This is a genomic window from Liquorilactobacillus satsumensis (assembly GCF_964065465.1).
Classification (GTDB): Bacteria; Bacillota; Bacilli; order Lactobacillales; family Lactobacillaceae; genus Liquorilactobacillus; species Liquorilactobacillus satsumensis.
The window spans coordinates 1,680,289-1,703,560 of sequence record NZ_OZ061606.1; the positions used below are offsets into that span (position 1 = coordinate 1,680,289).

Below are 23,272 nucleotides of genomic sequence, written 5' to 3' on the forward strand. Positions count from 1 at the left end.
TTTTTATATGGATGGAATTATTCAAAAAAATTTGTCGGAATGAAAAGATTTCCAAGAGTTGCGGCCATAATCGCTTTAATAGCGTGCATCCGGTTTTCTGCTTCTGCGAAAACCACGGATTGAGAACTGCTGAAGACCTGGTCTGTAATTTCTAAAGCAGACAGCTTGAATTGAGCTGCCAGTTTTTTACCGACAAGCGTTTGATCGTCATGAAAGGCAGGTAGGCAGTGCATGACAATTGTTGATTCTTGACCGGTTTGCTGGAGAAGCTGCTTGTTTATTTGATATGGGAGTAGTTGTTCAATTCTTTTGGCGACATCGACTTTTTCGCCCATTGAGATCCAGACATCGGTATAAAGTGCATCTGCACCTTTAACGGCAGCAGCTGGATCAGTACTCAGCAGTAATTGGGCTCCGCTTTTAGCAGCCGCTTGGTTTGCCAAGGCCTGCACAGCTGCTGTGGGTTGCAGTGTCGCGGGAGCAGCGATGTGAACGTTCACTCCCAAAAGTGCTCCTGTTACTAAAAGGCTGTTGGCAACATTGTTGCGACCATCACCGACATAGGTCAAAGTTAATCCTTGAAGTCGTCCAAAATGTTCTTTCAGTGTCATAAAATCGGCGATCATTTGGGTAGGGTGCCACGTGTCTGTCAAGCCATTCCAAACGGGAACGCCGCTTTTAGCGGCAAGTTGTTCAACGGTCTGCTGTTTGAAACCGCGAAATTCAATTCCATCGAACATGCTTCCTAAAACAGCTGCAGTATCAGCGACAGATTCCTTACTCCCTAGTTGAATGTCATCTTTACCTAAGAATTCAGGATGTGCACCTAGGTCACAGGCTGCAACTGTAAAAGCGGAACGTGTCCTTGTCGAAGGCTTTTCGAATAAAAGAGCGATATTGCGCCCTGCTAAATAGTGATGAGAGATATTTTGTTGTTTCAAATGTTTTAAATGGATTGCAAAATCAATTAGATAATTTAGTTCTGCTGCTGAAAAATCGGTTTCTTTGAGAAATGAACTTCCAAAAAAATGATTCATATTTTTTCTCCTTACTGACTCACGGTCATATTTTGTAAAACATTCTTGATTATTTCAAGACTTTTAAGCAACTCAGAGCCAGTGATGACAAGTGGAGGCAATAAGCGAAGCGTATTATCACGGGAAGAAAGTGTTAATAATCCTGCATGTTGCAGAGCGGTAATTACATTTTCGACGGGTAATTCCTTTTTCAGGTGAATTCCTACCATGAGTCCTTTACCAGAAAGAGCAGTAACTTCGGCAAGTGGGGCAAGATCTTTTTCAAGATAGTACCAAAAGAAGCTCGCTTTTTGTTGTACTGCCTCAAGAAAAGCGGCGTCTAAAGTTTCCAAAACAGCTGCAGCTGCGGCCATTGCCAGCGGATTTCCCCCAAAAGTTGTTCCGTGGCTTCCTGGACCAAAAGCAGATGCTAAGTTTTCTTTGCCGATCATGGCACCCACCGGTAGGCCATTTGCCAGACCTTTAGCAACAGTAACGATATCGGGATCAAGCTCATAATGCTGATAGGCGAAAAGCTTACCGGTTCTGCCCATCCCACTTTGGACTTCATCGATAATCAGCAATACACCCAAGTCATGGCATTTTTGTGCAATGGCGTGCAGCCATTTTGGATTACCGTTAACAATTCCGCCTTCTCCTTGGATAACTTCTAAAATTACAGCAGCTAGATCTGAGGTGATTTGAGCTAGTGCAGCAAAATCATTATAAGTGGCAAAGGCGATATCTGGCACTAATGGACCGAAACCGGTTTTAATTGTTTCATTGCCGGTTAGCGAAAGGGAGCCATATGTCCGTCCATGAAATGAGTGGTCAAAAGCGAGCACCTTTTTTTTACCGGTGGCCTTGCGTGCTAATTTTAATGCGGCTTCATTAGCTTCGGTGCCTGAGTTGCAGAAAAAGACTTTCTTGTTGGTTCCAACTGTAAGTAATTCGGCAACCTTTTCTTGCAGGCTACTTTCATACAGATTGGAAGTATGCCAAATCTTGTCTAATTGGGAACTGACAGCTTGTTTGACTGCAGTTGCACTGTAGCCTAGATTGCAGACACCAATTCCGCTTGTCAGGTCGAGATATTCTTTGCCAGAATTGTCAGTTAGTGTGGTTTCTTGTCCTTTGACAATTTCAAAAGGAAAACGTTTATAGGTTTGAAAAAGTGAATTCATCATTGTTTACTCCCTCCTGTGTGATCTTTGTTCCAGAGTGATAAAAGTGATCGGTGATTTGAACTTGGTTTACACCAGTATCGACTGCATGAAAGGCGGCTTGAATCTTAGGTTGCATTCCCGTTGTAATGACATGTGCTGCTTGCAAGTACTGTGCAGTTTTACGATTCAGTGTCGGCAAAACTTGGCCAGCTTTGAGGACGCCTGGAACATCAGTCATTAGATAGAGTTGTTTTGCGCCCAGTAGGCTGGCAATTGCAGCCGCCGCACTGTCACCGTTGACATTTAGCCATTGGCCAGCCGTTGAAAGTGCCAGCGGAGCTAAAACACCAATTTGTTCTGCTAAGAGATGTTCCAGCAAACTTGAATTAACTTGAACGATTTTACCGACGAAGCCATAACGTTGCTTATCTAAGAAAGAACCGCGAAGCAGAAACTGGTCGGCGGCGTTTAGACCTAATGCAGGTAATGAATTTACAGCTAATTGCTGGAGCAAAAGTGGCTGTGTTCTTCCCAAGAGGACAAGACGCGTAACCTCAAGTACCTGTTCATCTGTGACGCGAATTCCATTGATTTTACGAACAGGCAGATTCAACTGATGCGATAATTCGGTGATTTTTGTACCGCCACCATGCAATAGGAGGATTTTTTTATTTTGTTTCCGCCAGCATTGAAGCTGCTGAAAAAAACTCGGCTGCAACTGCGAAAGCGTATTTCCGCCGATTTTAATCACAATTAAATTTTCCATTTTCTGCTCCTTTCTAGATAATATTTAAGATAGTGTTTAGCTGCTGTAAGAGGCATTGATTTTAACGTAATCATAGGTTAGATCACAACCCCAGGCCTGACCGCTGGCTTGGCCTGCATGCAGTTCAAGGTTAATGTAGACTTTGTCTTTTTGCAGACTCTGGCTGACAAGTTCTTTGTCAAAAGAAAGCGGCTGGCTTTGTTGGATTAAAAGATGTCCATTTAATGACAAGTCAATCTTGTCGGGTGAAAAGGACGCGGAAGTTGCCCCTAAAGTACTGATAATTCTGCCCCAGTTGGGATCTGCACCAAAAAGCGCAGCCTTAACAAGATTTGAACCTACCACTGCTTTTGCTACCGCTTGCGCTTCGGCAGCAGTTTTAGCAGAGGCTACATTTGCTTCAACTAATTTAGTTGCGCCTTCGCCATCTGCTGCGATTTGCTGGGCCAGGCTTTTTAAGACATGGTGATAAGCGGCTTTAAAGTTAGCAAAATCAGGGGATGTTGGTGTAAGGAGAGGAGTTTTGCTAGCTCCATTGGCTAAAGTGACTACCATATCGTTTGTTGAGGTATCACCATCAACAGTGATCTGGTTGAAAGTTGAAGTCGTTAATTCGCTCAGTAATGACTGCAGTGTTGCAGCTTCAATTGCAGCATCCGTTGTTATAAAGGCGAGCATGGTCGCCATCTTAGGATGAATCATACCAGAGCCTTTGGCAAAACCAGTAATTGTGCACGGCTGGCCTGCAATCTTTATCGTGACGCAACAAGTTTTGGGGTGCGTATCAGTTGTTAAGACTGCACGTGTCACAGTCGTTTTCTTGGTTAACTCAAGCTGCGTGATTCCTTGAGTAATTTTGTGGAGCGGCAAGTAAGCTCCAATTAATCCTGTAGAAGCTACTCCAACTAATTCGGGAGCAATTCCAAGTTTAGTTGCGACAGCTTGTTGTTCCGCCTGGACAGCGGCCACTCCTTGAGCACCAGTGAAGGAATTTGCGATTACACTGTTCATTAAGACACATTGAAGCAGCTGGTTTTGCGTGATGAGCTGCTTTGTAAGTTTGGTAGGGGCTGCACAAAAACGATTTGTTGTATAGACCCCGGCGGCATGTGCGGGAGTCTTCGAATAGATCCAACCCAAATCTGGGCGTCCAGTCCGCAATCCGCAATTAGTGCCATCGCTGTAAAAGTCGTGCGGCCAGGAAAATTCTTGTTCAGTAAAAGTCTTTATTTTTTGCATATGCTCATCTCTTTCTAGGGAAAACTTGGCAATTCTGGTAAACCTGCAGTTTCTGTGAAACCGGATAGTTTATTGAAATTTTGAACAGCTTGACCAGCAGCACCTTTTAAAAGGTTATCGATGGTTGCAACAACTGTGATGGTGTTGGTCTTTGGATTGTAATTGTAGCCAATATCGCAATAGTTCGAACCTTTGACATCTTGAATAGTTGGAAAGCCATGGTTACGCAGGCGAACAAAAGGACTTTGAGCAAAAACTTGTGCATAAGCCGCTTGGATTTGTGTCGCGGTTAAACCGGCTGCCGCTTTTGCGTAAATAGTGACCATGATACCGCGCGTGATCGGAATCAGCGTGGTCGTAAATTGAATGGCTGGAATTGCTGCATTCCATTGCTGCAACTGCTGCATAATTTCTGGAATATGTTGATGCTCGTTGATTTTGTATAAGCATGCATTTTCATTTATAAAAGTATAGTGACTAGTAGCGCTTAGTTTTTTACCAGCACCTGAAATTCCAGATTTTGCATCAACAATAATTGAAGTTGGTTCAATTAATTTCTTTAATGCAAGTGGTGCAAGTCCTAGCAAAGTTGCAGTTGCATAACAGCCGGGATTGGCAATGTAATGACCTGGATGAGTGAGGAACTCACTTAGCCCGTACTCAGCTTCTTTCAGTAGATGCGATGGGGCAGCTTTTTTGTGATACCATTTTTCATATTGTGTCGGATCTTTCAAACGATAATCTCCTGATAAATCGATCACAGGAAAGTTTTGTGCAATGAACGGTTCCATCAAATTTTTAGTGATCCCTGCCGGAGTTGCACAAAAGAGGCAGTCAGTTGTTGCCATAATATCTTGTGGCACAAAAGGAACGATTGGAAGTGCGGCGTTTGAAAATGCTGGGATTTCATCTGCGAGCAAGCGTCGGGCTGTACTTTGTCCTTCATGACCGTAAAGATCAATTTCTGTAACTTGAGGATGCTGCTTCAATAGCGAAAAAAGGACGGCCCCGCTATAACCGGTAGCACCTAAAATACCAACACGCATTTACTCACCTTCCAGATTCATTTTTTTTGAATAAAAATTCAATTTGTTGTTGTTTACTATAACTGATTCAAAATGTGATTTCAATACTTTTTTAATAAAAAAACGTAAAAAAGCTATTTTTATGAATAAATATGACTATATTAGTTAATTAATGTATATTAGATACGAAAAGCTTTAAGCTTAAGGTGCGGATTTATACAGCGTAATTTAAACTAGATTTCTTTTTTAAGGCAGTACAAAGTCGAGAAAATTTGAGTACTAACTCGAAATTACGAACATCGTGAGTACTTTGCTATGAGTAATTCGAAGTTAGACGGAGAATTTTGACTTATGGAACACGTTTATCCGGAATAAAAGAGGGGCTGTGACAAAAGTTAACTTTTGTCACAGCCCCTTAGTTTTAGGTTGGAGTTAATGTTTAAGGCTTGCTGTTGTAGTTCCATCCACCAGTTTTTGACGCCTAGCTAAAAATTGCGCGATGGAGGACAGAGTTTTGCAATTTGATGTTAGTGCTCAAAGTCTAACGGTGCTTGTCGGCACTTCTATCTACCCGCCTTTGAATACGTTCTGATCTCAGGTGGAACATAAGCAGCCATAAAATCAAAAATCTCAGTTAAAGAATCAGAAAACAGCAGCTTTTTTCGATCCGTTACTGTTAAAAAGTCTTTAGCCGTCATTTCATCAAACATCGCCTTCAAAGGATCATAATAACCCTGCACATTGTAAAAAACACAAGGATTAGGATTGTCTCCCAAACGTGCCCAAGAAAATGCCTCAATAATTTCTTCAAGAGTTCCTGGACCACCAGGTAAGGCCAAACAAGCATCTGCGAGTGACAACATGGTTTGTTTTCTAAGCGCCATGTTCTCAACTACTTTGAGATCCGTGAGCTTGCTAAAGGCTGCTCCACGAGCGACAAGTTCTTTGGGCATCACACCATGAACTTTACCGCCAGCATTAAGGACTTCATTTGCAAGCAATCCCATTAGACCGACCCCGCCGCCACCATATACTAATTCAAGATCATGATTTGCTAGGTAACTTCCTAGCTTGAGCGTAGCTTTTTGATATACAGGGTCATTTCCGGTTGAGGCACCACAATAAACAGCTATTTTTTTCATTAATTTTCCTTCTCACATCATGTTAATTAAGAGCACTTTTCGCGTAATGATATCATTGAGAATGCCTGTTTTGAAGTTAAAAAAAGAAGGTAAACGGCTTAAGTTTATTTTCAGAAACGAATCGATGGGTTTTAAGATTTTAATTTATGAATAGCCTTTAAGAGTATTTTCACCATCTCTGCGGGCTCTTCGGGGTCCTCTTTTGCCAGCCAAGTGTTTAAAATATTCCAAAAACCAGCGACTGAAAAACTCATAATATAGTTAATTTCTTGCGGTGTTCCTTGAATATGCCATGGGGCATCAAAGAGTTCATACAAGTGAAAAGACTGTGGGACGATTGTCGGCAACAGACTAATGAAAAGATTCTGTTGGATGAGCAGCTTGATTTGTTGACGTTCTTGCCACCAGAAATTAAAGAACACCCTGAGAACTTGTTCAAAAGTCAGATTAATGTCTTCATGCTGCTGCAGTGCGGCTAAGTACCGCTGCATGACATGTTCGCCATAATATTTGAGCAACTCGTCTTTATTTTTGAAAGCACGATAAAAAGTACGCCGTGAGAGCTGGGCGGTTTCTGCAATGTCCTTGACGGTGATGGCGGAGTAGTCTCGCTGTTTTAATAATTCGAATAAAGCTTCTAATAGCCATTTTCTTGACTGTGCTGCTAAGCGTGCTTGTCCATTCATTCTTAATTTCTCCTGTTGTCACAAAGGGATAGTGATTGTAGCACTTTAGGCCTAAGTCTAGTTTTATGATTCTATGACTATTATAATAGAAATTAGCCTAGGTGTCACATGTGCGCACATGTGACTCAGGTGTGTCAAAATGGTTTAGCATGCTAACCCAAAAGAATTTATTCTGGAGGGTTTTATATAATGAATAAAACAAGGTATTTTCTGCCGGTTTTATTACTGGCAAATTTGCTATGTATGATGGATGTTTCAATTATGACGATTATCTTGCCCGAAATTCAGACTGCATTTAATGAAAGTCTGACTAATTTATCATGGACGTTGAATGTTTATACGATTGTTTTTGCAACTTTAATAATTCCATTTGGTCGTTTGGCTGAAAGGCTTGGCCGTAATAAGTTTGTCTTTAGTGGATTATTAGTTTTTGGATTGGGCTCTCTTTTATCCGGTCTGGCAACTAACTTACCGTTTATGCTTGTTGCACGAGCAGTCCAAAGTATTGGTGCAGCTAGTATTGTTCCTACGAGCATGGTGATTGGTTTGGAAAAAAGTGATCAAAGCACACGCAATAAAGTTGTGGCTGCATTAGCAGGAGTTCAAGGACTCGCAGTGGCTTTGGGACCTACTATTGGTGGGATTGTTTCGCAGTATTTTGGCTGGCGCTGGGTTTTCTTAATAAACGTGCCGTTAGTCATGTTAACCTTAGTCTTATTTACCTTTGTCCTGCCACTGCGCAACGAAGCTACAAGTAAAGCAGCGATTGATTGGTTAGGGGCACTTGTGAGCATGGCCATGCTGTTTTCGTTGTCGTTGGGACTGATCGAAGGGAATCATTGGGGCTGGCAGTCGTTTTCAATAATTGGTTTACTGGTTGCAGCTGTAATATTTTTCATACTTTTTATGATTTTAGAGTATCGTCAGCAGCATCCAATGATTGAGCTGAGCCTTTTTAAGAGTCGTAACTTCAATGGTGCCGGAATTGCGTTAATTCTATGTAATTATTTTCTTGGCGGAATGGCAGTTTTGATACCAACCTTTTTAACACGTGTCTATGGTGAGAGTGAATTGAAGGCGGCGTTATTGATTACACCCTATTCAATCGCGGTAATGTTCTCGGTGATTTTAACTTCACTAGCAGTAAAAAAGGTAAATAATAAGCTATTAATTGGCGGAGGGTTTATTTTAATTGGTGTCAGCTATTATTTGCTTGCAAATTTAGATGTCAGTCCAAATTATAATGAATTAATTCTGGCTGATATTATTTTGGGAATAGGGTATGGGTTAGTTGCGGCAACGGCAAATATCCTTGCGGTTGCAGATTTTCATGGTGGACTTTTGACCGCTTCACAAAGTGTCGCAAATGTTTTGCGTCAAGTTGGGATGATTTTAGCAATCGCAATTTTTACCTCTATTTTGACTAGTAATCTGCGGTTGGCAAAAGATAATACGCTGCATTTTGCAGTCAGACAGACACAAACGCTGGCGGTCTCTGCAGCAGCAAGAACAAGAGTGCAGGCAAAAATCCAACAACGACTTAATCCGAATAGTGACAGCGTTAGTCAAACGACTAAAACTGTTAAACTACCCCAGCTCAAAATTGCAAATTCAGTTTCAGCGGCTCTAGCTCAAAAAGAATATCAAGAACAACTCACAAAAATTGCGCAGCAAAAGGGAATTCAAGCAGCCCTATTGCCAGTAGCAGTTAAAGTGAAAATTAAGACACTTGTTTCACGTGCAGTTCGACAAAAAGTACACCAAAAAGAAACTCAGATAAACACACAACTGGCAAAATTGGTAAAGCGGCTTAAGCAACACCTTAGAACACAACTAGATCAGGCATTTTTGCATGTTTATGGCAGTATGCTGTGGCTTCCATTTGGCGCTTTGTTATTATTACCAATTTTTAAGTTCCGCCGAAAAGGCCGGGAAGCAGCGTGAAAAAGTGGGAAATCTGGACTTTGCTGAAAATGGATTGAGGAAACATAAAGTGCAGAGCTTTGAGTTTAGAATTTTTTTAGTACTTTGAATAACACTGTAATTAATAGTTAAATAACTTAGATATACAAGAGAATGTGACATAAGTCGGGAAAATTTGAGTGCTAACTCGAAATTACGAACATAGCGAGTACTTTGCTATGAGTAATTCGAAGTTAGACGGAGAATTTTGACTTATGGAACACGTTTATCCGGAATGAAAGAGGGGCTGTGACAAAATTTAACTTTTGTCACAGCCCCTTCTAGTTTAAAAGGTGCGGATAGATGTGCTTCAAATAGTCAGCAACCTTCAATTATGCTCATAGACTTTAAATATTTGTGCTAGTTTTTTCTGTGGAGAAAAAACAGCTACAGACTAATTAGTCAGGTACTACCGCAAAAGCTCGTACTGGAAATCCTGGAGCTTTTTCTGCTTTAGGAACTGAAATGAAAATATATGCTCCGGTAGCTGGAACAAGATCTAAATTGTTTAATAGTTCTACTTGATAGTGTCCGTGAGAAAGGACATAGAACTCACCAACTAAACCATTTTCTTGTTTAACAGCGGTATCAGTGTCAAATGTTTCGTGACCATTGGCAGTAATACCACGTTGCTCGTAAACATATTTAAGTGCATCTAAGTCCCATGCGGGGTAATGGTCTTGTCCAGCATTGTCCTTGTTTTCAAATTTTTCTTGACTAGGCCACCTTTTTCCCCAATCAGTTCTAAGTGCAACAAATGAATTTTCTGGAATTTTTCCGTATTTCCGTTCCCATTTTTGGATGTCAGCAACCGTTAAAGAAGAATCAGGATTGTTTTTTACGTCTTGTGATTTATCAATTACTACTAGCGGAAGAACAAGGTCTTTTAGAGAAAGATCTTCAATATATTTATTTTGGTGGGCATCAAAATGAATTGGAGGATCAATATGAGTTCCAATTTGGCCTGCAAATGTATATTCTTTTACGAAAAAACCGTCTGCATGGGTAAAGATAGTTTTGAAGTTAGGTTTAGCGAACGCCGGGAATCGGGGACTTTCAGGACCAAATGAATGAGTTAAATCAATCCAGTTAAACGTTTTTAATTCAGAGACAACCTTGCTCAAGTTGCGAGAGGAGTTATCCTCTCTCGCTGTTTTTATAATTTTTGTGTTTGTAATTGTCATTTAAAATTCCTCCTAAAAACTAATTTTTGTTTGAAAAATCAAGGCTGGGTGTTTTTGTCTTAAAAAAACGAGTTTTGGTAATTAATATTCCAAGTCCTAAAAAGATCCAAATGGCGCCTAAAATTTTAGCATCAATTGACAAACTTAAAAAAATCCAAGTACTTACTGCAAAACCAATAAAAGGAGAAATGGCATATTTGATAAATGAAAGTAAAGAGCTATGGTCCCCTTTAATGTAGAATTTCCAGATAACAGATAAATTTAACAAGATAAAACCAAATAATGCACCAAAGCTTACTAGATTGGAAACAGTTGTCTGTGACAAAGTCAATGAGATTATTAAGGAAATGATTCCGACAAGTACTATGGCATTAGTTGGTGTTTTGTAATTTTTATGCAATTTAGCCAGAGAATTAGGGAGAATTCCATCCCGACCCATTGCGTACAAAATACGAGAAATTGCAGTCTGACCCTCTTGTCCACTAGCAAAACCAAAAGAGAGAATAATTGTAATATCAGCTAGCTTTACCAACCATGTGCCTCCAACTTGTTGTAGAATTCTCAAAAAGGCAGTATCAGGATTAAGATTTTGGTAAGCAGGAGCGACAAAACCGGCTAGTGTTGTGACAATTACAAATAATAGACCAATAGCGATAATTGAGAAAATAATTGCACGTCCCACCGAATGTCTGGGATTTTCAGCTTCCTCTGAAAGAGTGCTGATAGCATCAAAGCCTAGGTAACTTACAATTACGATTCCTGTTGCTTGAAGTACGCCTGAAATATTGAAATGGGTTGGATTATACCATGAAATTACGTGTGGCTGGATAGCCCCAGTAATTAACAAGCGAAGTGTTCCCAATATAAAAGCACCTAAGACGATTGCCTGAAGTCCAAATAAAATCCAACTGATCTTGGTAACAATGTTGGATCCAAGAATGTTAATCCAAGTATTGAATATTACTAATACGATAATCCAGACCCATCCAGGAACCCAAGGGAGCAATGACTCCCCAAAAGATTGGCTTATTAGATATGTGATTGCCGGAATCAGAAAGTAATCGAGGGTAATCCCCCAGCCACCAATAAAACCTAATCCAGCATTAGTTCCTTGTTGAACATAGGTATAAACAGAACCAGAATAAGGGAATGTAGACGACATAGTTGCATAGCTAAACCCTGTAAAAAGCATTGCGACCATTCCAATAAAATAGGCTAATGAAACCATGCCATTAGCAGGTTGTAAGAATGAACCATAAAAAGCTAGCGGGGCAACAGGGATCATAAAAGTGATCCCATATATTAATAAATCTTTGGTAGTTAGACTGACTTTCAATTTTGAATCAATGTTTGCTTCCATAAAACAGGCCTCATTTCTTAAAGTAGTGTTAAAAGTACTATTTTTGCCATACAGTCTGTGCGGTTTTAATGACCAATTCTATTTTTTTCCATTGGTCTTCTGTGCTTAAATGGTTTCCTTCTTCGGTCGAAGCGAACCCACATTGAGGGGATAAGTATAGATTATCCAAGTCAGCATATTCACTAGCTAATTTGATACGCTTTTCTAGTAATATTTTTTCTTCAAGTTCAGGTAACTTGGTGGTAACCAAGCCGAGGACAATTGCCTGATTCCGGTTATTAGCAGCAATTTTTTCTAAAGGTTCAAAACCACCGGAACGCTCATCATCGTATTCAAGAAAAAAACCGTCAATATGCAGTTGTGCAAGGTAATCAGCAACTGGATTATAAGCACCAGCACCAGCCCAATTTGAAGCATAGTTTCCTCGGCAAATATGCATTGTCAAAATTAAATCATCCGGTTTGTTGTCTGCAATTGCATTAATAGCACGCACTGCAGCTTCACAGAGAGGTTTCAAAGCTGGATTAATAGTTTCTTTGGAAAAACTAGCCCACATTCCCCACGAAGTATCGTCAATTTGGAGATAGCGACAACCAAGATCATAGAAATGCTGAATTGTTTTTTGGTAAGTAATAATTTCGTCTTGCAAAAAGGATTCAAAGTCATGTGCATAATGTTCATCAAAAATTTCTGCATCTTCATTAGGGAAAAGAACAGAAGGACTAGGAATAGTCTGTTTTGCAAGGACACCATCAGGAACTAGTTTGCTAAGGTATTCAAAACCAGTAAAAAAGGGATGTTTTGGATTGTAAGAAAGCTTGTCGGTGAGCCTAATACCGCCTTTGCGAGTTTCTTGACCGTTAAAGATAAAACCATGCGCTGGTTCGAAAAAGTGAGCACCATTCAAGCCATCAAAAAAATCTAAATGCCACCAACTACGGCGAAATTCACCATCAGTGACTGCTTTCAAGCCTAATGCTACTTGTGTATCGACCAAATGTTTAATTTCCTCATTCTCGATTTGAGTAAGTTCTGCACGAGTGATTTTGTTTTCTTGTAAAGCAGCACGAGCTTGCTTTAAACTTTCAGGGCGCAGATAACTGCCTACGATGTCGTACCTTGCTGGCAGCTTTACTTGATTGTTGACTGTCATAGCTTTCCTCCTTAAATTTTGTGCAAAAAAAATCCCTGGAATTGATAAATTCCAAGGACGACTGGTCGCGGTACCACCTTATTTTTTGCCTAATTCACATTAGACAACTCTGAAAGTACAGCGTGAGCTATACTCTGGTATGGTAATGTATACCAAACAACAGGTTCTTACTTAAAGCTCGAACATGAATTGCTCCAAGACCATTTTCATCATCACATTGTCATCCACTTTCATCAAAATATGGATTCTCTGAGCACAAATTTGATAACTACTTATCTTTTCATCGCATTAAAAAATTATTATTTTCTTATCATTGTTTCAACAGTTTATACTCAGAAAAAATATTTGTCAAGAGCTGAGTTGAAAAATAGTAAGATTACGGTAACTATGAAAAAACTGAAAAGATAAGAAACTATGAGGATAAAGCTATACATATTAACGTTTTTAATGAAAAAATTTTCCGATTGAAAAAGACTGCTCGTTAGCAAACCTGCTAATGGGACCGTTGTGGCAATTCGTGTTTAAACCATGTCATTGCCTCGGCAAGCGGAAGTTCATAAAAAGCAGGATGACCAATCTTTTTTAGATAGATTAAGGTGAGTTGCTGCTGTTTGAGTTTTTTGTCATGCTGCAAGGCTTGATAAAAAGCAGGTGTTTCCAATGCGGGATCAGCAAGAGGCAGTCCAAGGGCTTGCAAACGTTGGGCCAGCAAGGTAGAAGTGCCGTTTGGAGTAAGTTGCTTTTTTTCAAATAAGCGAGTAAGTTGATACAAACCGATTGCAACTGCTTCTCCATGAAAGAGGCGTCCTGCTGCCGCTATCTCGACTGCATGTCCTACCGTATGTCCTAGATTAAGCAATTGACGTTGTTGTGTTTCTGTTTCATCTGCAGTAACCACAGCGGTCTTGAAACTAACACTTGCACTGATGAGCTGCGGTGCCGCTTGCAACAGCGCAGTGCAACTTTGAATATGTGCTGTGAGGTTCCAAAAGTCGCTGCCAGCCATGATGGCACATTTTAGAATTTCGCCATAACCTTCAGCTAACAAACGCTGCGGTAAAGTCTGTAACACAGCTGGATCGATTAAAACAAAGTCAGGTTGATAGAAAGTTCCTACTAAATTTTTACCAGCAGGCAGATCAATTGCGGTTTTTCCGCCTACCGAACTGTCAACTTGTGCTAGTAACGAAGTTGGAACTTGGATAACAGCAATTCCACGCAAGTAGATTGAAGCTGCAAAACCGGCGAGATCACCGACAACTCCACCGCCCAAAGCGATAATCCCGTCTGTACGGCTCAAGTGCCAGGCTGCTAATTGGTTAACAACTTTTTCTAGTTGAGACCATGATTTGCTCTGTTCACCGGCTGGAATGGTTAAAACTTTTGTGGGATAACCGGCAGCGCTCAAGTGTGCACAAGCCTGTTGTGCATACAATGGACCAACATGCTCGTCGGTGATGATCACGATTTGGCGCTTTGACCAGACCCGACTAATATGAGTTTCTAGGTGCCTTAATCCTTGAAAGATAATTTTTACAGTATATGGATGGGAGCGGGTCTCAACTTTAATTGTTTGTGTCACAGGTACCACCTACTTCCAAGCAGCAAGAACTTGATGAACTTCTTTGGCATGTTGTGCCATTGTCAGGTATTTTCCCGGTTTAAGTGCTTGCGGACCGTCAGATAAAGCATGTTCTGGATCATCGTGAATTTCAACGAGTAGTCCGGCAGCACCTGCGGCAACTCCAGTAACAGCTAATGGTGTGACCAGATCCCAGTGACCAACTGCATGGCTGGGATCAGCAATTACTGGGTAATGAGTTAGTTGTTGTAAAACAGGAATGGCCGCGGCATCAAAAGTATTACGTGTATATTTATTAGCAAACGTTCGAATTCCTCGTTCAACCAGCATAATTTGCTGATTACCACCAGCTGCAATGTACTCAGAAGCATTCAGCAGATCATCAAGGGTTGCAGACATTCCACGTTTCAATGCAACCGGAATCTGGGTCTTTCCGACGGCTTTCAGTAAAGAGAAATTCTGCATGTTACGGGCACCGATTTGGAAAATATCAGTATACTTGGCGACCAGTTCAACATGCTCATCATCCATAACTTCTGTGATAACATCCATGCCATTTTGATCGGCTGCTTCACGCAGATATTGCAGTCCTTCTTCTTCTAACCCTTGGAAAGAGTAGGGCGAGGTCCGGGGCTTGAAGGCTCCTCCACGTAGAACGGTTGCCCCGCCTTTTTTCGCAACAGCGGCCATCTTTAAAATATGTGCACGACTCTCGACAGAACACGGACCTGCCATCAGAGTGAGACCCCCAGCTCCGATTACTGAATGTGCAGTTTTAATTACAGTATCTTCAGGATGAAAGAGGCGGCTAGCTTGAACAGCAGCGGGAGTCTTTGGAATGATTTCACTGGCTGCAGCCCGAATGTCTGCTGGTATCTCTGACGGTTCAACTGCAAGCAAAGCCACCCGATTTTTATGAACAAAAACCTGTTTCCTGTCTGCAAAGAGTTGTTGCAAGCGTGCGATATTTTCTGTGACCTTTTCTTTTAAAACGATAATCATATTGTTCTCCTCCTAATTTCTGCTAATAGAGCTTGTTTGACCGAGGTGACAGGCATTGTTTGCCCTGTCCAGAATTCAAATGCAAGTGCGCCTTGCCATAAAAGCATTCCAATACCATTGCTGCATTGACAGCCATGAGCAGCCGCTAATTTCAGCAAAGGAGTTTCTAATGGCTGATAGATAATGTCATAGACAAACTGTTTCTGCGAAAGACTGGATAGAATTGTTGCTGCAAGCGGTAAGTGCTGCTGATCCATACCGACATTTGTTGCATTCACCAGTAACTCACTTTCTTGCAGGCAGGTTGCGATTTTTTCTGAGTCTTGATAATTCAGTAATTCAAAGTCTGTTTCTGTTTGGTGCTTAAGCGTTTCTAGCCAAGCGGCTGTCTGTGCAAAGGTCTGATTCGGCCGTTTGCAGACAAACACTTTTTGCAGATTATAGTCTGCTGCCGCTGCAATAATTGCACGGCCTGCACCACCAGCACCTAAAATCATTGCAGTTTTGCCATGGGTTTTGAAGCCACGAGCTTTTAAATCTGCAAAAAGACCTGCTCCATCAGTGCTGTCGCCAGTTAGACGGCCTTGAGTATTTTTGATTGTATTGACAGCATTAATGCGCTGAGCTCGGGGAGTTAGTTCATCTAAGTAAGGGATGAACTGTTGCTTATAGGGCATCGAAACATTAGCACCACTAAGCCCCCAAGCGCGGAAACTAGCTGCAATTGTTGCAAAATTAGGTGGCTGAATATCAAATGCTAGATAGCACGCGTTTATCTTTCTTTTTTGAAAGCTTAAGTTGTGCATTAGCGGTGACAAACTATGATGTGCAGGATGTGCGATAAAACCGTAAAGTTCAGTATTGCCGTTAAATTCCATGACTAATCTCCATTTATAATTATCCAATGACTGATAACCGAATATTGCTATCAGTGTGTGTTTTTTGGTAGATCTGAATGATCCTTTCAAGCGTGAAACCAGTTGCCTGCAATAACTCTTCCATGGATCCGCTGGCACCAAAAGTATCAAGTCCGACGACTGCGCCATCAAGACCGACAAACCGTTCCCAGCCTTGGGTCGTACCGAGTTCGAGTGCAACGCGCCGCCTGACCTGAGATGGCAGCACCATTTCTTGGTATTGTCGCGTTTGGCGGACAAAGCGCTCCATTGAAGGCATGGAAACAACACTGACATCCTGTCCAAGTTGTAACAAGCTATGTTGGACACGTAAAGCCAGCGCAACTTCTGAACCAGTGGCCAGCAAAATTCCATCTGGAGTGAGCCCATGTTGCGGGGACAAGATATAGCCACCATGATCAACGCCTTGCTCAGCAGAATTCGCGGTCGTCGGTAATACAGCTAATTGCTGTCTAGATAAGACTAAAACAGTTGGATGGTCCATTGAATTGGCTGCTTGATTCCAAGCTGCCATGACTTCATTTGGATCGGCAGGACGAAAAACTTCAACGTTTGGAATTTGACGCAAGCTCATTAACTGTTCGATTGGCTGATGGGTTGGTCCGTCTTCACCGACTGCCAAGGAATCATGCGTGAAGACGTAGGTAACTGGGAGGTGCTGTAACGCCGCTAATCTAATTGCAGGACGCAAGTAGTCAGAAAAAACGAGAAAAGTCGAACCGAAAACTTGTAAGCCTCCATGTAAAGCCATTCCGTTTAAAATTGTCCCTTCCGCAAATTCACGGACACCAAAGGCAATATTTCTGCCCGTTGGGTGCTGAGGCGTCATTAAGGGGCTCTTTGCAATCGTTGTTCGGTTAGACGAAGCTAAGTCAGCAGAACCACCAACGAGATTGGTATTTTGCTGTGCCAGGTTTTGGATTGCTTTGCTACTCGTATCACGTCCAGATTCCGCACCGCTGTCATAATGTTCTAGGGTGACCCGTAAGTCAGAGACTGGGTTGCAGATCAGTTTTTTGAAATTTTCAAGATCTTCAGGATGAGTTTGGCCTAATTTGGAGATTTGCTGATGCCATTCTTGGGCTGCGCTTTGGCCGCGTTGACTCACGCGTTGCCGGGCAATTTGGGCGACTTCAGGCAAGACAGCAAACGGAGCAGCCGTCCAGTGGAGATGCTGACGTAAGCTTTTTAAGCCCGCTTCCCCAAGAGGTGTTCCGTGCACTTGGTTAGTTCCAGCATGCGGTGCACCGTAACCAATCGTCGTACGGATTTCAATTAGACTTGGGGTGGCAGTTTCCTTCGCTTTTTGGAGAGCATGATCAATGGCATCTAGATCATTTCCGTCCTCAACTAGGTGGGTATCCCACCCATAACTAGCAAAACGGGCACAAACGTCAGTTTTGAATGAGCGACTTGTAGGACCATCAAGTGAGATACCATTAGAATCGTACAAAACGATCAATTTACTGAGCTCCTGCTTTCCAGCAAAACTGGCGGCTTCATGAGAAACTCCTTCCATCAGATCACCGTCTCCAACTAACGCGTAGGTATAATGATCGACTAACTTAGCGTGCTTGTTGTATTTGGCACCTAAGTAACGTTCTGCAAGTGCCATTCCAACAGCCATCCCTAAGCCTTGACCTAAGGGACCAGTTGTAGCCTCTACACCGGGAACGATCCCATGTTCCGGATGACCGGGTGTTCGACTGCCGTATTTGCGAAAGTGCTGCAAGTCAGCAGTGGTGAGGTCAAAACCGCTGAGATGCAGCATACTGTAGAGTAAAGCAGAACCATGTCCAGCAGATAAAATAAAGCGGTCGCGATTGAACCAGCGTGGATTACTGTTATCAATTCGTAAATGGCGACTCCACAAACACCACATCATTGGTGCTGCTCCAAGCGGCAGTCCTGGATGCCCAGAGCCAGCTTTCTCGATCATCTCTACGCTAAGCATTCTTAAATTATTGATTGCTAACTGGTCAAGCCGTGTATCATGATTATTCATTGTCAATTCCTCCATTCGTCAAAGTAGTTGTTGCCAAAACAAAAGGACTCATGCAGTCAGCACTGCATGAGTCCTTTTCTCTATTTCAGCAGCAGAAATCTGCCGAATTTTGGACTGAGAAAAAGCCACACAATGCTGTTAGCATCTATGTGGCCTGCATAATTCAACGTACGAAAAATTACTGGTCACATTCGATGCGGGACGTAATGCCCGCATCAAATGTGACCCGGACATTACTCGATAAACCAGTAATAATAAAATCGATTAATGTTTGTGTGTGCTTTTCGTAAGTTCATTATGAAATCCTCCTGATAAAATTATAAAACGATGAGTTAACAATTAATGCGGCAAGTATATATTGTTATTTGGTGGTTGTCAAGCATCAATTTTCAAAGTTTAGTCTGTGACTGTAAGACGCAAGTAAACGGCGGTTGAACGCTGACTGTCGACACTTCTTTAACGTGTTACAATTAACATGACTTGAAAGTAAAAACACGGTTCGGTCGGTAGTCCGGACATAGCTCAGTGCTATCAGTAACCTGCCTCCTTGGTTGTCCAACTTTCTTTAGTAAAACTAAAGGAGGAAACTTGCTATGAATAATAATGTTGTACGTAGCCAGTTAACAATCAGTTTTGATCCACCCTTTTACAAGGCAGTCTTTGAAAGATATTCTGCAGGTCTTTATGAGATCGGACAGGTAAATTTAGGACCAACAGAACCAAAAATAACTGGACTTGCTCAGTTAATAAATGAACGCTGGGATTCAATTGATTTCTTTCAGCAAAGTACGGTTGAGACTCACCCGCAGAAAAAGATAAATCCCAAACGACTGCAACGGCTGGTCCGCAAGTCTTCAAAAAAGGGGATCGGGACAAAAGCTCAAGTTGCCTTGCAAAAACAACGAGAGCAGCAAAAAAGTGTGCATAAAAAGTGTCAGCGCAAACGCACACAGGAATTTGCGCACGCGCTGTTTATTAAAAAACAGCAAAAACGTAGATTAAAAAGGCGAGGACACTAATTGTGTAATATAATATGCTTTATTTGAAAGAAGGACGGATTTTGCAACGAAAAAAAACAGGGGTTTTGGTAACAGCATTAGCAGCTGGAGGACTTTATAGCAAGTATCAAGCACTAAAGAAAGGGCAGAGTCAACGCAGCTGGCTGCTGGAAAAAGTCTTTTGGGCCACTAAACCTTTTCCAGAAATTAATAATGAACGTGAGTATCATAAAGAAGACCTGCGCAGCCGTCAGAAATATGAACTTCCGCATAAAATTAAGACCCTTTTTGGTTTTCATCCATTAGCTGGAATGGACGATGTGCTTGAACTTTCCCGCTTTAGCAATGCAGGCGGCAGAGTTATTTTTTACGTTCATGGAGGAGCATATTGGGGACAACCAGCTTTTTTCCATTTTGAGATGCTTTATAAGTTGGCAAAGGAGCTAAATGCCAGAGTCGTCATGCCGATCTACCCTAAAGCACCAGCACATAATGCGCTTGAGGTTCACCAAATGATTCTGGGAGTCTATCGCATATTACTTGAGCAGGACCAACTTGCACCAGAACAAATTATTTTTATGGGCGACTCAGCTGGTGGGGGCTTTCTATTATCGTTTATGCAAGAACTGTATAAGCAGGGGTTATCTTTACCACAAGCCGCATTCCTGATTTCACCATGGCTAGATATTAATACCGATTTTCCGGAAATCAAGGCACTTCAGCCAAATGATCCACTGCTGTGTGCTCATGATTTAAAGCTGCGCGGAAGAAAATATGCAGGAAATTTGGCAACCACAGATCCGCTTGTCAGCCCGCTTTATGGTAATTTGGAAAATTTGCCGCCAATTTATGTTTTTACCGGAACCCATGATATTTTGCATGCGGATGCATTGCGCCTCCAAGGCCTTGCAACTGCCCAGAATTTACGAATTAAAACTTTTACATATCCGCAGATGCTGCATGTATTTCCATTGTTTCCTATTCCAGAAGCAGGAGATGCACTCAGACAAATTTCGCGGATAATACGGCATTGTGACTAGTGAAATTCATTTTCGTAAAAAAATAAAATTATATTTTTGAGAGGTGAAAGTAATGTTTTCCTATGAGGTAAGCAAAAATCTGCGGCTGGCTTTACCGCGTCCAATTAAAGATGCACCGGGATTGTTTGCACTGGTGGATGCTGATCGTGCAAACTTGCGGCGCTTTTTGCCTTGGGTTGATGCGCTAAAGAATGCACAAGACGAAGAGAATTTTTTAAAACACGTTAAGCTTAATTATGCAAAAGAAAAATCTCTAAATTTGGTTATTTGGGAACGACAAACAATTGCAGGAATGATTAGTTTTAACCAGTTTAATCAGACTAATCAGAGTGCTGATATTGGTTACTGGTTGGGCAAACCATCTCGTGGAAAGGGAATTATTACAGCTGCTGTGCAAGGAATTTGCGAACTGGGATTTTTAGAGTATGACCTTAACCGGATAATTATTCGCGCAGCTGTTGATAACCAACCGAGCAATGCAGTTGCCAAAAGGACAGGATTCAGGTTGGAGGCACGCTTAGTTCAAAATGAAAAACTGCTCGATGGTTTTCATGACGAAAACCAGTATGTGTTATTGCAGGCAGAATGGGAAAAAATGCAAAATCGCCTGCAGAAAAAAGAGTAATATAGTATCCTTTAACTGCAAATTAAAAATAAAATGGCATCTTGTGATAATTGCTACTATAATTGAAAAGAAGCTTTTTTTATTAGTTTTTATGAATGCTTTAATTAGATAGATGGAGGATTTTTTAAATGAAGATTATTAATGTTGCGTTACAGGTGGACCCAGCTAAACAAGCTGACTATGAAGCTTTTATTAACGAGCTGGTAGTTAATTCTGCCAAAGAGCCAGGGAATCTTTCTTATGGGCACTTTAAGAAGTTAAATTGTACTGCCGAATATGAAATCATTGAACACTGGAAGGATGCAGCGGCTGTGGAGGAACATAATGCGACGCCCCATTTTCAAAAGTTTTTGGCACATGTGAATGATTATTTGATACATGAGCCGGAAATAATAAGAATGACTGTTTAGGTAGTTTTAGTGAAATAAGCAAATGCAGGAGTAGCTTGAATAAATCTTATAAGCAGCGCGAGTAGGTTATTAATTCAAGGTATTGATGCAGCTGCTTTAATGGATATTTGCAAAAATAGATTTTCACTTATAAGAGTAAGAGGCTTTTTACACTAATTTTCGGCGGTCGGCTGAAACTAGTGTGAAAAGTTTTTTATTTAGGTGTGAGTATGATAGTTAGTTGCTGGTTAAAATTCGGTGGATGCGTTATTTTAAAAGAGGAGTTTTCTGAGCTTTAGATGTTGGAGGAAGAAAAAATGCAAATCAAAAAAGAACGAATATATACTAAACCAGTTGATTTAACCGGTTATCGTATTTTGGTTGACCGGCTGTGGCCCCGCGGAATTTCTAAAGTTAATGCTCATCTGGATTTGTGGTTTAAAGAAATCGCACCTTCTAATGAACTACGCAAGTGGTACGGGCATGAACCAGAGAAGTTTGCAGAATTTAAGCAGCGTTATTTAAACGAAATAGCTGAAAATCCACATAAAAATGAATTTTTAAAAATTGTGAAAGAACAAACAAAAAAACAAGATGTGATTTTGCTTTTTGGTGCCAAAGACCTTGAACATAATCAAGCAGCTGTTTTAGCGGAATATTTACAAAACATTGAATAGTACTCTGATATAATATAAAGGAACAAAGAAAGGAAGATGAATTAAATGCCATTAATGCGAGTTGATGTGCTCAAGGGGCACGATGAAGCTTATTTAAAGCAATTGCTTAAGATTGCTTATGAAGTACAAGGAGAGACACTGCATACCCCAGAAGGAGACCGTTATCAGATTCTGACACAGCATGAACCGTTTGAAATGCAGATTTTAGACACGGGTTTGGGAATCGAACGTACTAAAGATGTGGTTGTGATTAATCTGACTTCACGTCCACGCTCAACTAAAGATAAGCGTAATTTTTATCGCCGCTTAGTTGAACGTCTGCATGCAGAACTCGGTTTACGGAAAGAAGACGTTATGTTCAGTCTGGTTTCAAACAATGATGATGACTGGAGCTTTGGCAATGGTCAGACTCAATTTTTGAATGGTGAATTATAGTAACAAGACAGCCGTTAATCAAAGGCAGGTCGTCAAGGAATTTAATAACTAGGTGATAACAATTGAAAATAACGGTGATACAGCACGTAGCTTTCGAGGCACCAGGAGCAATTACAAAATGGGCGCAACTGCATAATTATCCACTTGAAGTGATCAGAATTTTTGCAGAGCAACCGTTACCACCAGCTGCAGCAGTTGATTTTTTGGTAGTCTTAGGTGGGCCGATGAGCGCCAACGATCCTGAGGAATGGCTTGTGCAGGAAAGAGCCTTAATTAAAGCAGTAGTAGCGGATAATAAACCAATGTTTGGGATCTGTCTTGGAGCACAACAGTTAGCCAAGGCTTTTCATGCACAAATTGTTTCAACTCCCAAAGAAGTCGGCTGGGGTAAGATTCAGACGACGACTTTGGGACAAGAAAGACTACAAATTGCACCACAATATGAGGTTTTACATTGGCATGGTGAAGGATTTACTTTACCGAAAAATGGCCAGCGCCTTTTTGCGAGCCAATTCTGGAAAAATCAGGGCTTTTGCTTAAAGCGTGCACTAGGATTGCAATTTCATTTGGAAACGACAAAGGAGACCTTACAAGGAGTCGTTGCCAACGATGCGGCGTTTGTCCAGGGGTCTGTCTTAAATCAGGATGCTACCCAAATTGCTTTGCAAGTTCCGCCTGTTAAAAACCAGCAACTGCTGTTTACGTTATTAGATGCATTAGTGACACCTAAATAGTGATATGGCAGCAATGGACAATTTCTAAGGATTAGGTCGAATTTTAGTTTGCGATCTAATCCTTATTTTTTAAGTATTTCCGTGTACTGCGACAATAAAATTTAATGTAATTAAACTTGTTGGTCTTTTTTTAAGAATGCAGGTAAGTTGCTTGTTTCAAACTAAAGTC

Annotated in this window: 22 protein-coding genes and 1 other annotated feature; of the genes, 8 read left to right on the forward strand and 14 right to left on the reverse strand. The window is 41.2% G+C overall.

What is annotated here, in order from left to right:
* Positions 1–17 precede the first annotated feature (17 nt).
* The 7 genes from argF to AB3Y88_RS07830 all read right to left on the reverse strand — a co-directional run bounded on the left by argF (position 18) and on the right by AB3Y88_RS07830 (position 7,040).
* Positions 18–1,037, reverse strand: a complete 1,020-nt coding sequence (gene argF, locus AB3Y88_RS07800) for an ornithine carbamoyltransferase (RefSeq protein ID WP_054757206.1) — start codon at positions 1,035–1,037, stop codon at positions 18–20.
* 11 nt (positions 1,038–1,048) lie between these two features.
* Entirely contained in the window at positions 1,049–2,200 is a 1,152-nt protein-coding gene (locus tag AB3Y88_RS07805) for an acetylornithine transaminase (RefSeq protein ID WP_056960625.1), read from the reverse strand.
* Entirely contained in the window at positions 2,175–2,948 is a 774-nt protein-coding gene (gene argB / locus AB3Y88_RS07810) for an acetylglutamate kinase (RefSeq protein WP_056960433.1), read from the reverse strand. The genes AB3Y88_RS07805 and argB overlap by 26 nt, the downstream gene beginning before the upstream one ends.
* A 36-nt stretch (positions 2,949–2,984) precedes the next feature.
* Complete coding sequence (gene argJ / locus AB3Y88_RS07815) at positions 2,985–4,187, reverse strand: bifunctional glutamate N-acetyltransferase/amino-acid acetyltransferase ArgJ (protein ID WP_056960432.1); 1,203 nt, start codon at positions 4,185–4,187, stop codon at positions 2,985–2,987.
* A 14-nt stretch (positions 4,188–4,201) separates the two neighbouring features.
* Positions 4,202–5,233, reverse strand: a complete 1,032-nt coding sequence (gene argC / locus AB3Y88_RS07820; RefSeq protein ID WP_228888778.1) for an N-acetyl-gamma-glutamyl-phosphate reductase — start codon at positions 5,231–5,233, stop codon at positions 4,202–4,204.
* Positions 5,234–5,775: 542 nt separating this feature from the next.
* Positions 5,776–6,354, reverse strand: a complete 579-nt coding sequence (locus tag AB3Y88_RS07825; protein WP_228888781.1) for a TIGR00730 family Rossman fold protein — start codon at positions 6,352–6,354, stop codon at positions 5,776–5,778.
* A gap of 131 nt (positions 6,355–6,485) precedes the next feature.
* A complete protein-coding gene (locus AB3Y88_RS07830) occupies positions 6,486–7,040 on the reverse strand; it encodes a TetR/AcrR family transcriptional regulator (protein WP_228888786.1) in 555 nt (184 codons plus the stop codon).
* 189 nt (positions 7,041–7,229) lie between these two features.
* On the opposite strand from AB3Y88_RS07830, the gene AB3Y88_RS07835 reads away from it, so the two are divergent.
* Positions 7,230–8,984 (forward strand): MFS transporter, encoded by a 1,755-nt coding sequence (locus tag AB3Y88_RS07835; protein ID WP_228888789.1) that lies wholly within the window; start codon positions 7,230–7,232, stop codon positions 8,982–8,984.
* Positions 8,985–9,400: 416 nt separating this feature from the next.
* Here AB3Y88_RS07835 and AB3Y88_RS07840 read toward each other — a convergent pair whose 3' ends face one another.
* The 7 genes from AB3Y88_RS07840 to tkt all read right to left on the reverse strand — a co-directional run bounded on the left by AB3Y88_RS07840 (position 9,401) and on the right by tkt (position 18,205).
* A complete protein-coding gene (locus tag AB3Y88_RS07840) occupies positions 9,401–10,186 on the reverse strand; it encodes a cyclase family protein (RefSeq protein ID WP_228888791.1) in 786 nt (261 codons plus the stop codon).
* A 19-nt stretch (positions 10,187–10,205) separates the two neighbouring features.
* On the reverse strand, positions 10,206–11,546 hold the full coding sequence (locus AB3Y88_RS07845; RefSeq protein ID WP_228888794.1) for an APC family permease: 1,341 nt from the start codon (positions 11,544–11,546) through the stop codon (positions 10,206–10,208).
* A 37-nt stretch (positions 11,547–11,583) separates the two neighbouring features.
* Positions 11,584–12,699, reverse strand: a complete 1,116-nt coding sequence (locus AB3Y88_RS07850) for a 5-methyltetrahydropteroyltriglutamate--homocysteine S-methyltransferase (protein WP_228888797.1) — start codon at positions 12,697–12,699, stop codon at positions 11,584–11,586.
* 50 nt (positions 12,700–12,749) lie between these two features.
* Positions 12,750–12,992: a binding site (T-box leader), on the reverse strand.
* Between the two features lie 200 nt (positions 12,993–13,192).
* Positions 13,193–14,281: a 3-dehydroquinate synthase gene (aroB, locus tag AB3Y88_RS07855; protein WP_228888798.1), complete on the reverse strand. Its 1,089-nt coding sequence runs from the start codon at positions 14,279–14,281 to the stop codon at positions 13,193–13,195.
* 9 nt (positions 14,282–14,290) lie between these two features.
* A complete protein-coding gene (gene aroF, locus AB3Y88_RS07860) occupies positions 14,291–15,283 on the reverse strand; it encodes a 3-deoxy-7-phosphoheptulonate synthase (RefSeq protein ID WP_228888801.1) in 993 nt (330 codons plus the stop codon).
* Positions 15,280–16,161, reverse strand: a complete 882-nt coding sequence (gene aroE / locus AB3Y88_RS07865; protein WP_228888804.1) for a shikimate dehydrogenase — start codon at positions 16,159–16,161, stop codon at positions 15,280–15,282. Before aroE ends, aroF begins: the two co-directional genes overlap by 4 nt.
* Positions 16,162–16,180: 19 nt before the next feature.
* Complete coding sequence (tkt, locus tag AB3Y88_RS07870; protein ID WP_228888806.1) at positions 16,181–18,205, reverse strand: transketolase; 2,025 nt, start codon at positions 18,203–18,205, stop codon at positions 16,181–16,183.
* A gap of 593 nt (positions 18,206–18,798) precedes the next feature.
* On the opposite strand from tkt, the gene AB3Y88_RS07875 reads away from it, so the two are divergent.
* From AB3Y88_RS07875 to AB3Y88_RS07905, 7 genes are all read left to right on the forward strand, one after another.
* Complete coding sequence (locus AB3Y88_RS07875; RefSeq protein ID WP_054757890.1) at positions 18,799–19,224, forward strand: YjdF family protein; 426 nt, start codon at positions 18,799–18,801, stop codon at positions 19,222–19,224.
* A gap of 41 nt (positions 19,225–19,265) precedes the next feature.
* Entirely contained in the window at positions 19,266–20,243 is a 978-nt protein-coding gene (locus AB3Y88_RS07880; RefSeq protein ID WP_162256068.1) for an alpha/beta hydrolase fold domain-containing protein, read from the forward strand.
* Positions 20,244–20,295: 52 nt separating this feature from the next.
* Positions 20,296–20,868, forward strand: coding sequence for a GNAT family N-acetyltransferase (locus AB3Y88_RS07885; RefSeq protein WP_054757893.1), 573 nt, complete (start codon positions 20,296–20,298; stop codon positions 20,866–20,868).
* Positions 20,869–20,996: 128 nt separating this feature from the next.
* Entirely contained in the window at positions 20,997–21,278 is a 282-nt protein-coding gene (locus tag AB3Y88_RS07890; RefSeq protein WP_054757894.1) for a putative quinol monooxygenase, read from the forward strand.
* 296 nt (positions 21,279–21,574) lie between these two features.
* Positions 21,575–21,934 carry a DUF488 domain-containing protein gene (locus tag AB3Y88_RS07895; protein WP_261909465.1) on the forward strand — a complete coding sequence of 120 codons (360 nt, stop codon included), beginning with the start codon at positions 21,575–21,577 and terminating at the stop codon, positions 21,932–21,934.
* A 45-nt stretch (positions 21,935–21,979) separates the two neighbouring features.
* Positions 21,980–22,369, forward strand: coding sequence for a tautomerase family protein (locus AB3Y88_RS07900; protein WP_054757896.1), 390 nt, complete (start codon positions 21,980–21,982; stop codon positions 22,367–22,369).
* Between the two features lie 62 nt (positions 22,370–22,431).
* Positions 22,432–23,103 carry a type 1 glutamine amidotransferase gene (locus AB3Y88_RS07905; protein WP_228888810.1) on the forward strand — a complete coding sequence of 224 codons (672 nt, stop codon included), beginning with the start codon at positions 22,432–22,434 and terminating at the stop codon, positions 23,101–23,103.
* Positions 23,104–23,272: the final 169 nt, after the last annotated feature.

Coding starts and splice junctions, on each gene's coding strand:
- aroE (WP_228888804.1), bottom strand. CDS start 16,161: ATGGAATTTAACGGCAATACTGAACTTTACGGTTTTATCGCACATCCT.
- argB (WP_056960433.1), bottom strand. CDS start 2,948: ATGGAAAATTTAATTGTGATTAAAATCGGCGGAAATACGCTTTCGCAG.
- tkt (WP_228888806.1), bottom strand. CDS start 18,205: ATGAATAATCATGATACACGGCTTGACCAGTTAGCAATCAATAATTTA.
- AB3Y88_RS07895 (WP_261909465.1), top strand. CDS start 21,575: ATGCAAATCAAAAAAGAACGAATATATACTAAACCAGTTGATTTAACC.
- AB3Y88_RS07835 (WP_228888789.1), top strand. CDS start 7,230: ATGAATAAAACAAGGTATTTTCTGCCGGTTTTATTACTGGCAAATTTG.
- AB3Y88_RS07900 (WP_054757896.1), top strand. CDS start 21,980: ATGCCATTAATGCGAGTTGATGTGCTCAAGGGGCACGATGAAGCTTAT.
- AB3Y88_RS07850 (WP_228888797.1), bottom strand. CDS start 12,699: ATGACAGTCAACAATCAAGTAAAGCTGCCAGCAAGGTACGACATCGTA.
- AB3Y88_RS07840 (WP_228888791.1), bottom strand. CDS start 10,186: ATGACAATTACAAACACAAAAATTATAAAAACAGCGAGAGAGGATAAC.
- aroF (WP_228888801.1), bottom strand. CDS start 15,283: ATGATTATCGTTTTAAAAGAAAAGGTCACAGAAAATATCGCACGCTTG.
- AB3Y88_RS07890 (WP_054757894.1), top strand. CDS start 20,997: ATGAAGATTATTAATGTTGCGTTACAGGTGGACCCAGCTAAACAAGCT.
- AB3Y88_RS07845 (WP_228888794.1), bottom strand. CDS start 11,546: ATGGAAGCAAACATTGATTCAAAATTGAAAGTCAGTCTAACTACCAAA.
- AB3Y88_RS07875 (WP_054757890.1), top strand. CDS start 18,799: ATGAATAATAATGTTGTACGTAGCCAGTTAACAATCAGTTTTGATCCA.
- AB3Y88_RS07805 (WP_056960625.1), bottom strand. CDS start 2,200: ATGAATTCACTTTTTCAAACCTATAAACGTTTTCCTTTTGAAATTGTC.
- argJ (WP_056960432.1), bottom strand. CDS start 4,187: ATGCAAAAAATAAAGACTTTTACTGAACAAGAATTTTCCTGGCCGCAC.
- argC (WP_228888778.1), bottom strand. CDS start 5,233: ATGCGTGTTGGTATTTTAGGTGCTACCGGTTATAGCGGGGCCGTCCTT.
- AB3Y88_RS07825 (WP_228888781.1), bottom strand. CDS start 6,354: ATGAAAAAAATAGCTGTTTATTGTGGTGCCTCAACCGGAAATGACCCT.
- AB3Y88_RS07885 (WP_054757893.1), top strand. CDS start 20,296: ATGTTTTCCTATGAGGTAAGCAAAAATCTGCGGCTGGCTTTACCGCGT.
- AB3Y88_RS07830 (WP_228888786.1), bottom strand. CDS start 7,040: ATGAATGGACAAGCACGCTTAGCAGCACAGTCAAGAAAATGGCTATTA.
- argF (WP_054757206.1), bottom strand. CDS start 1,037: ATGAATCATTTTTTTGGAAGTTCATTTCTCAAAGAAACCGATTTTTCA.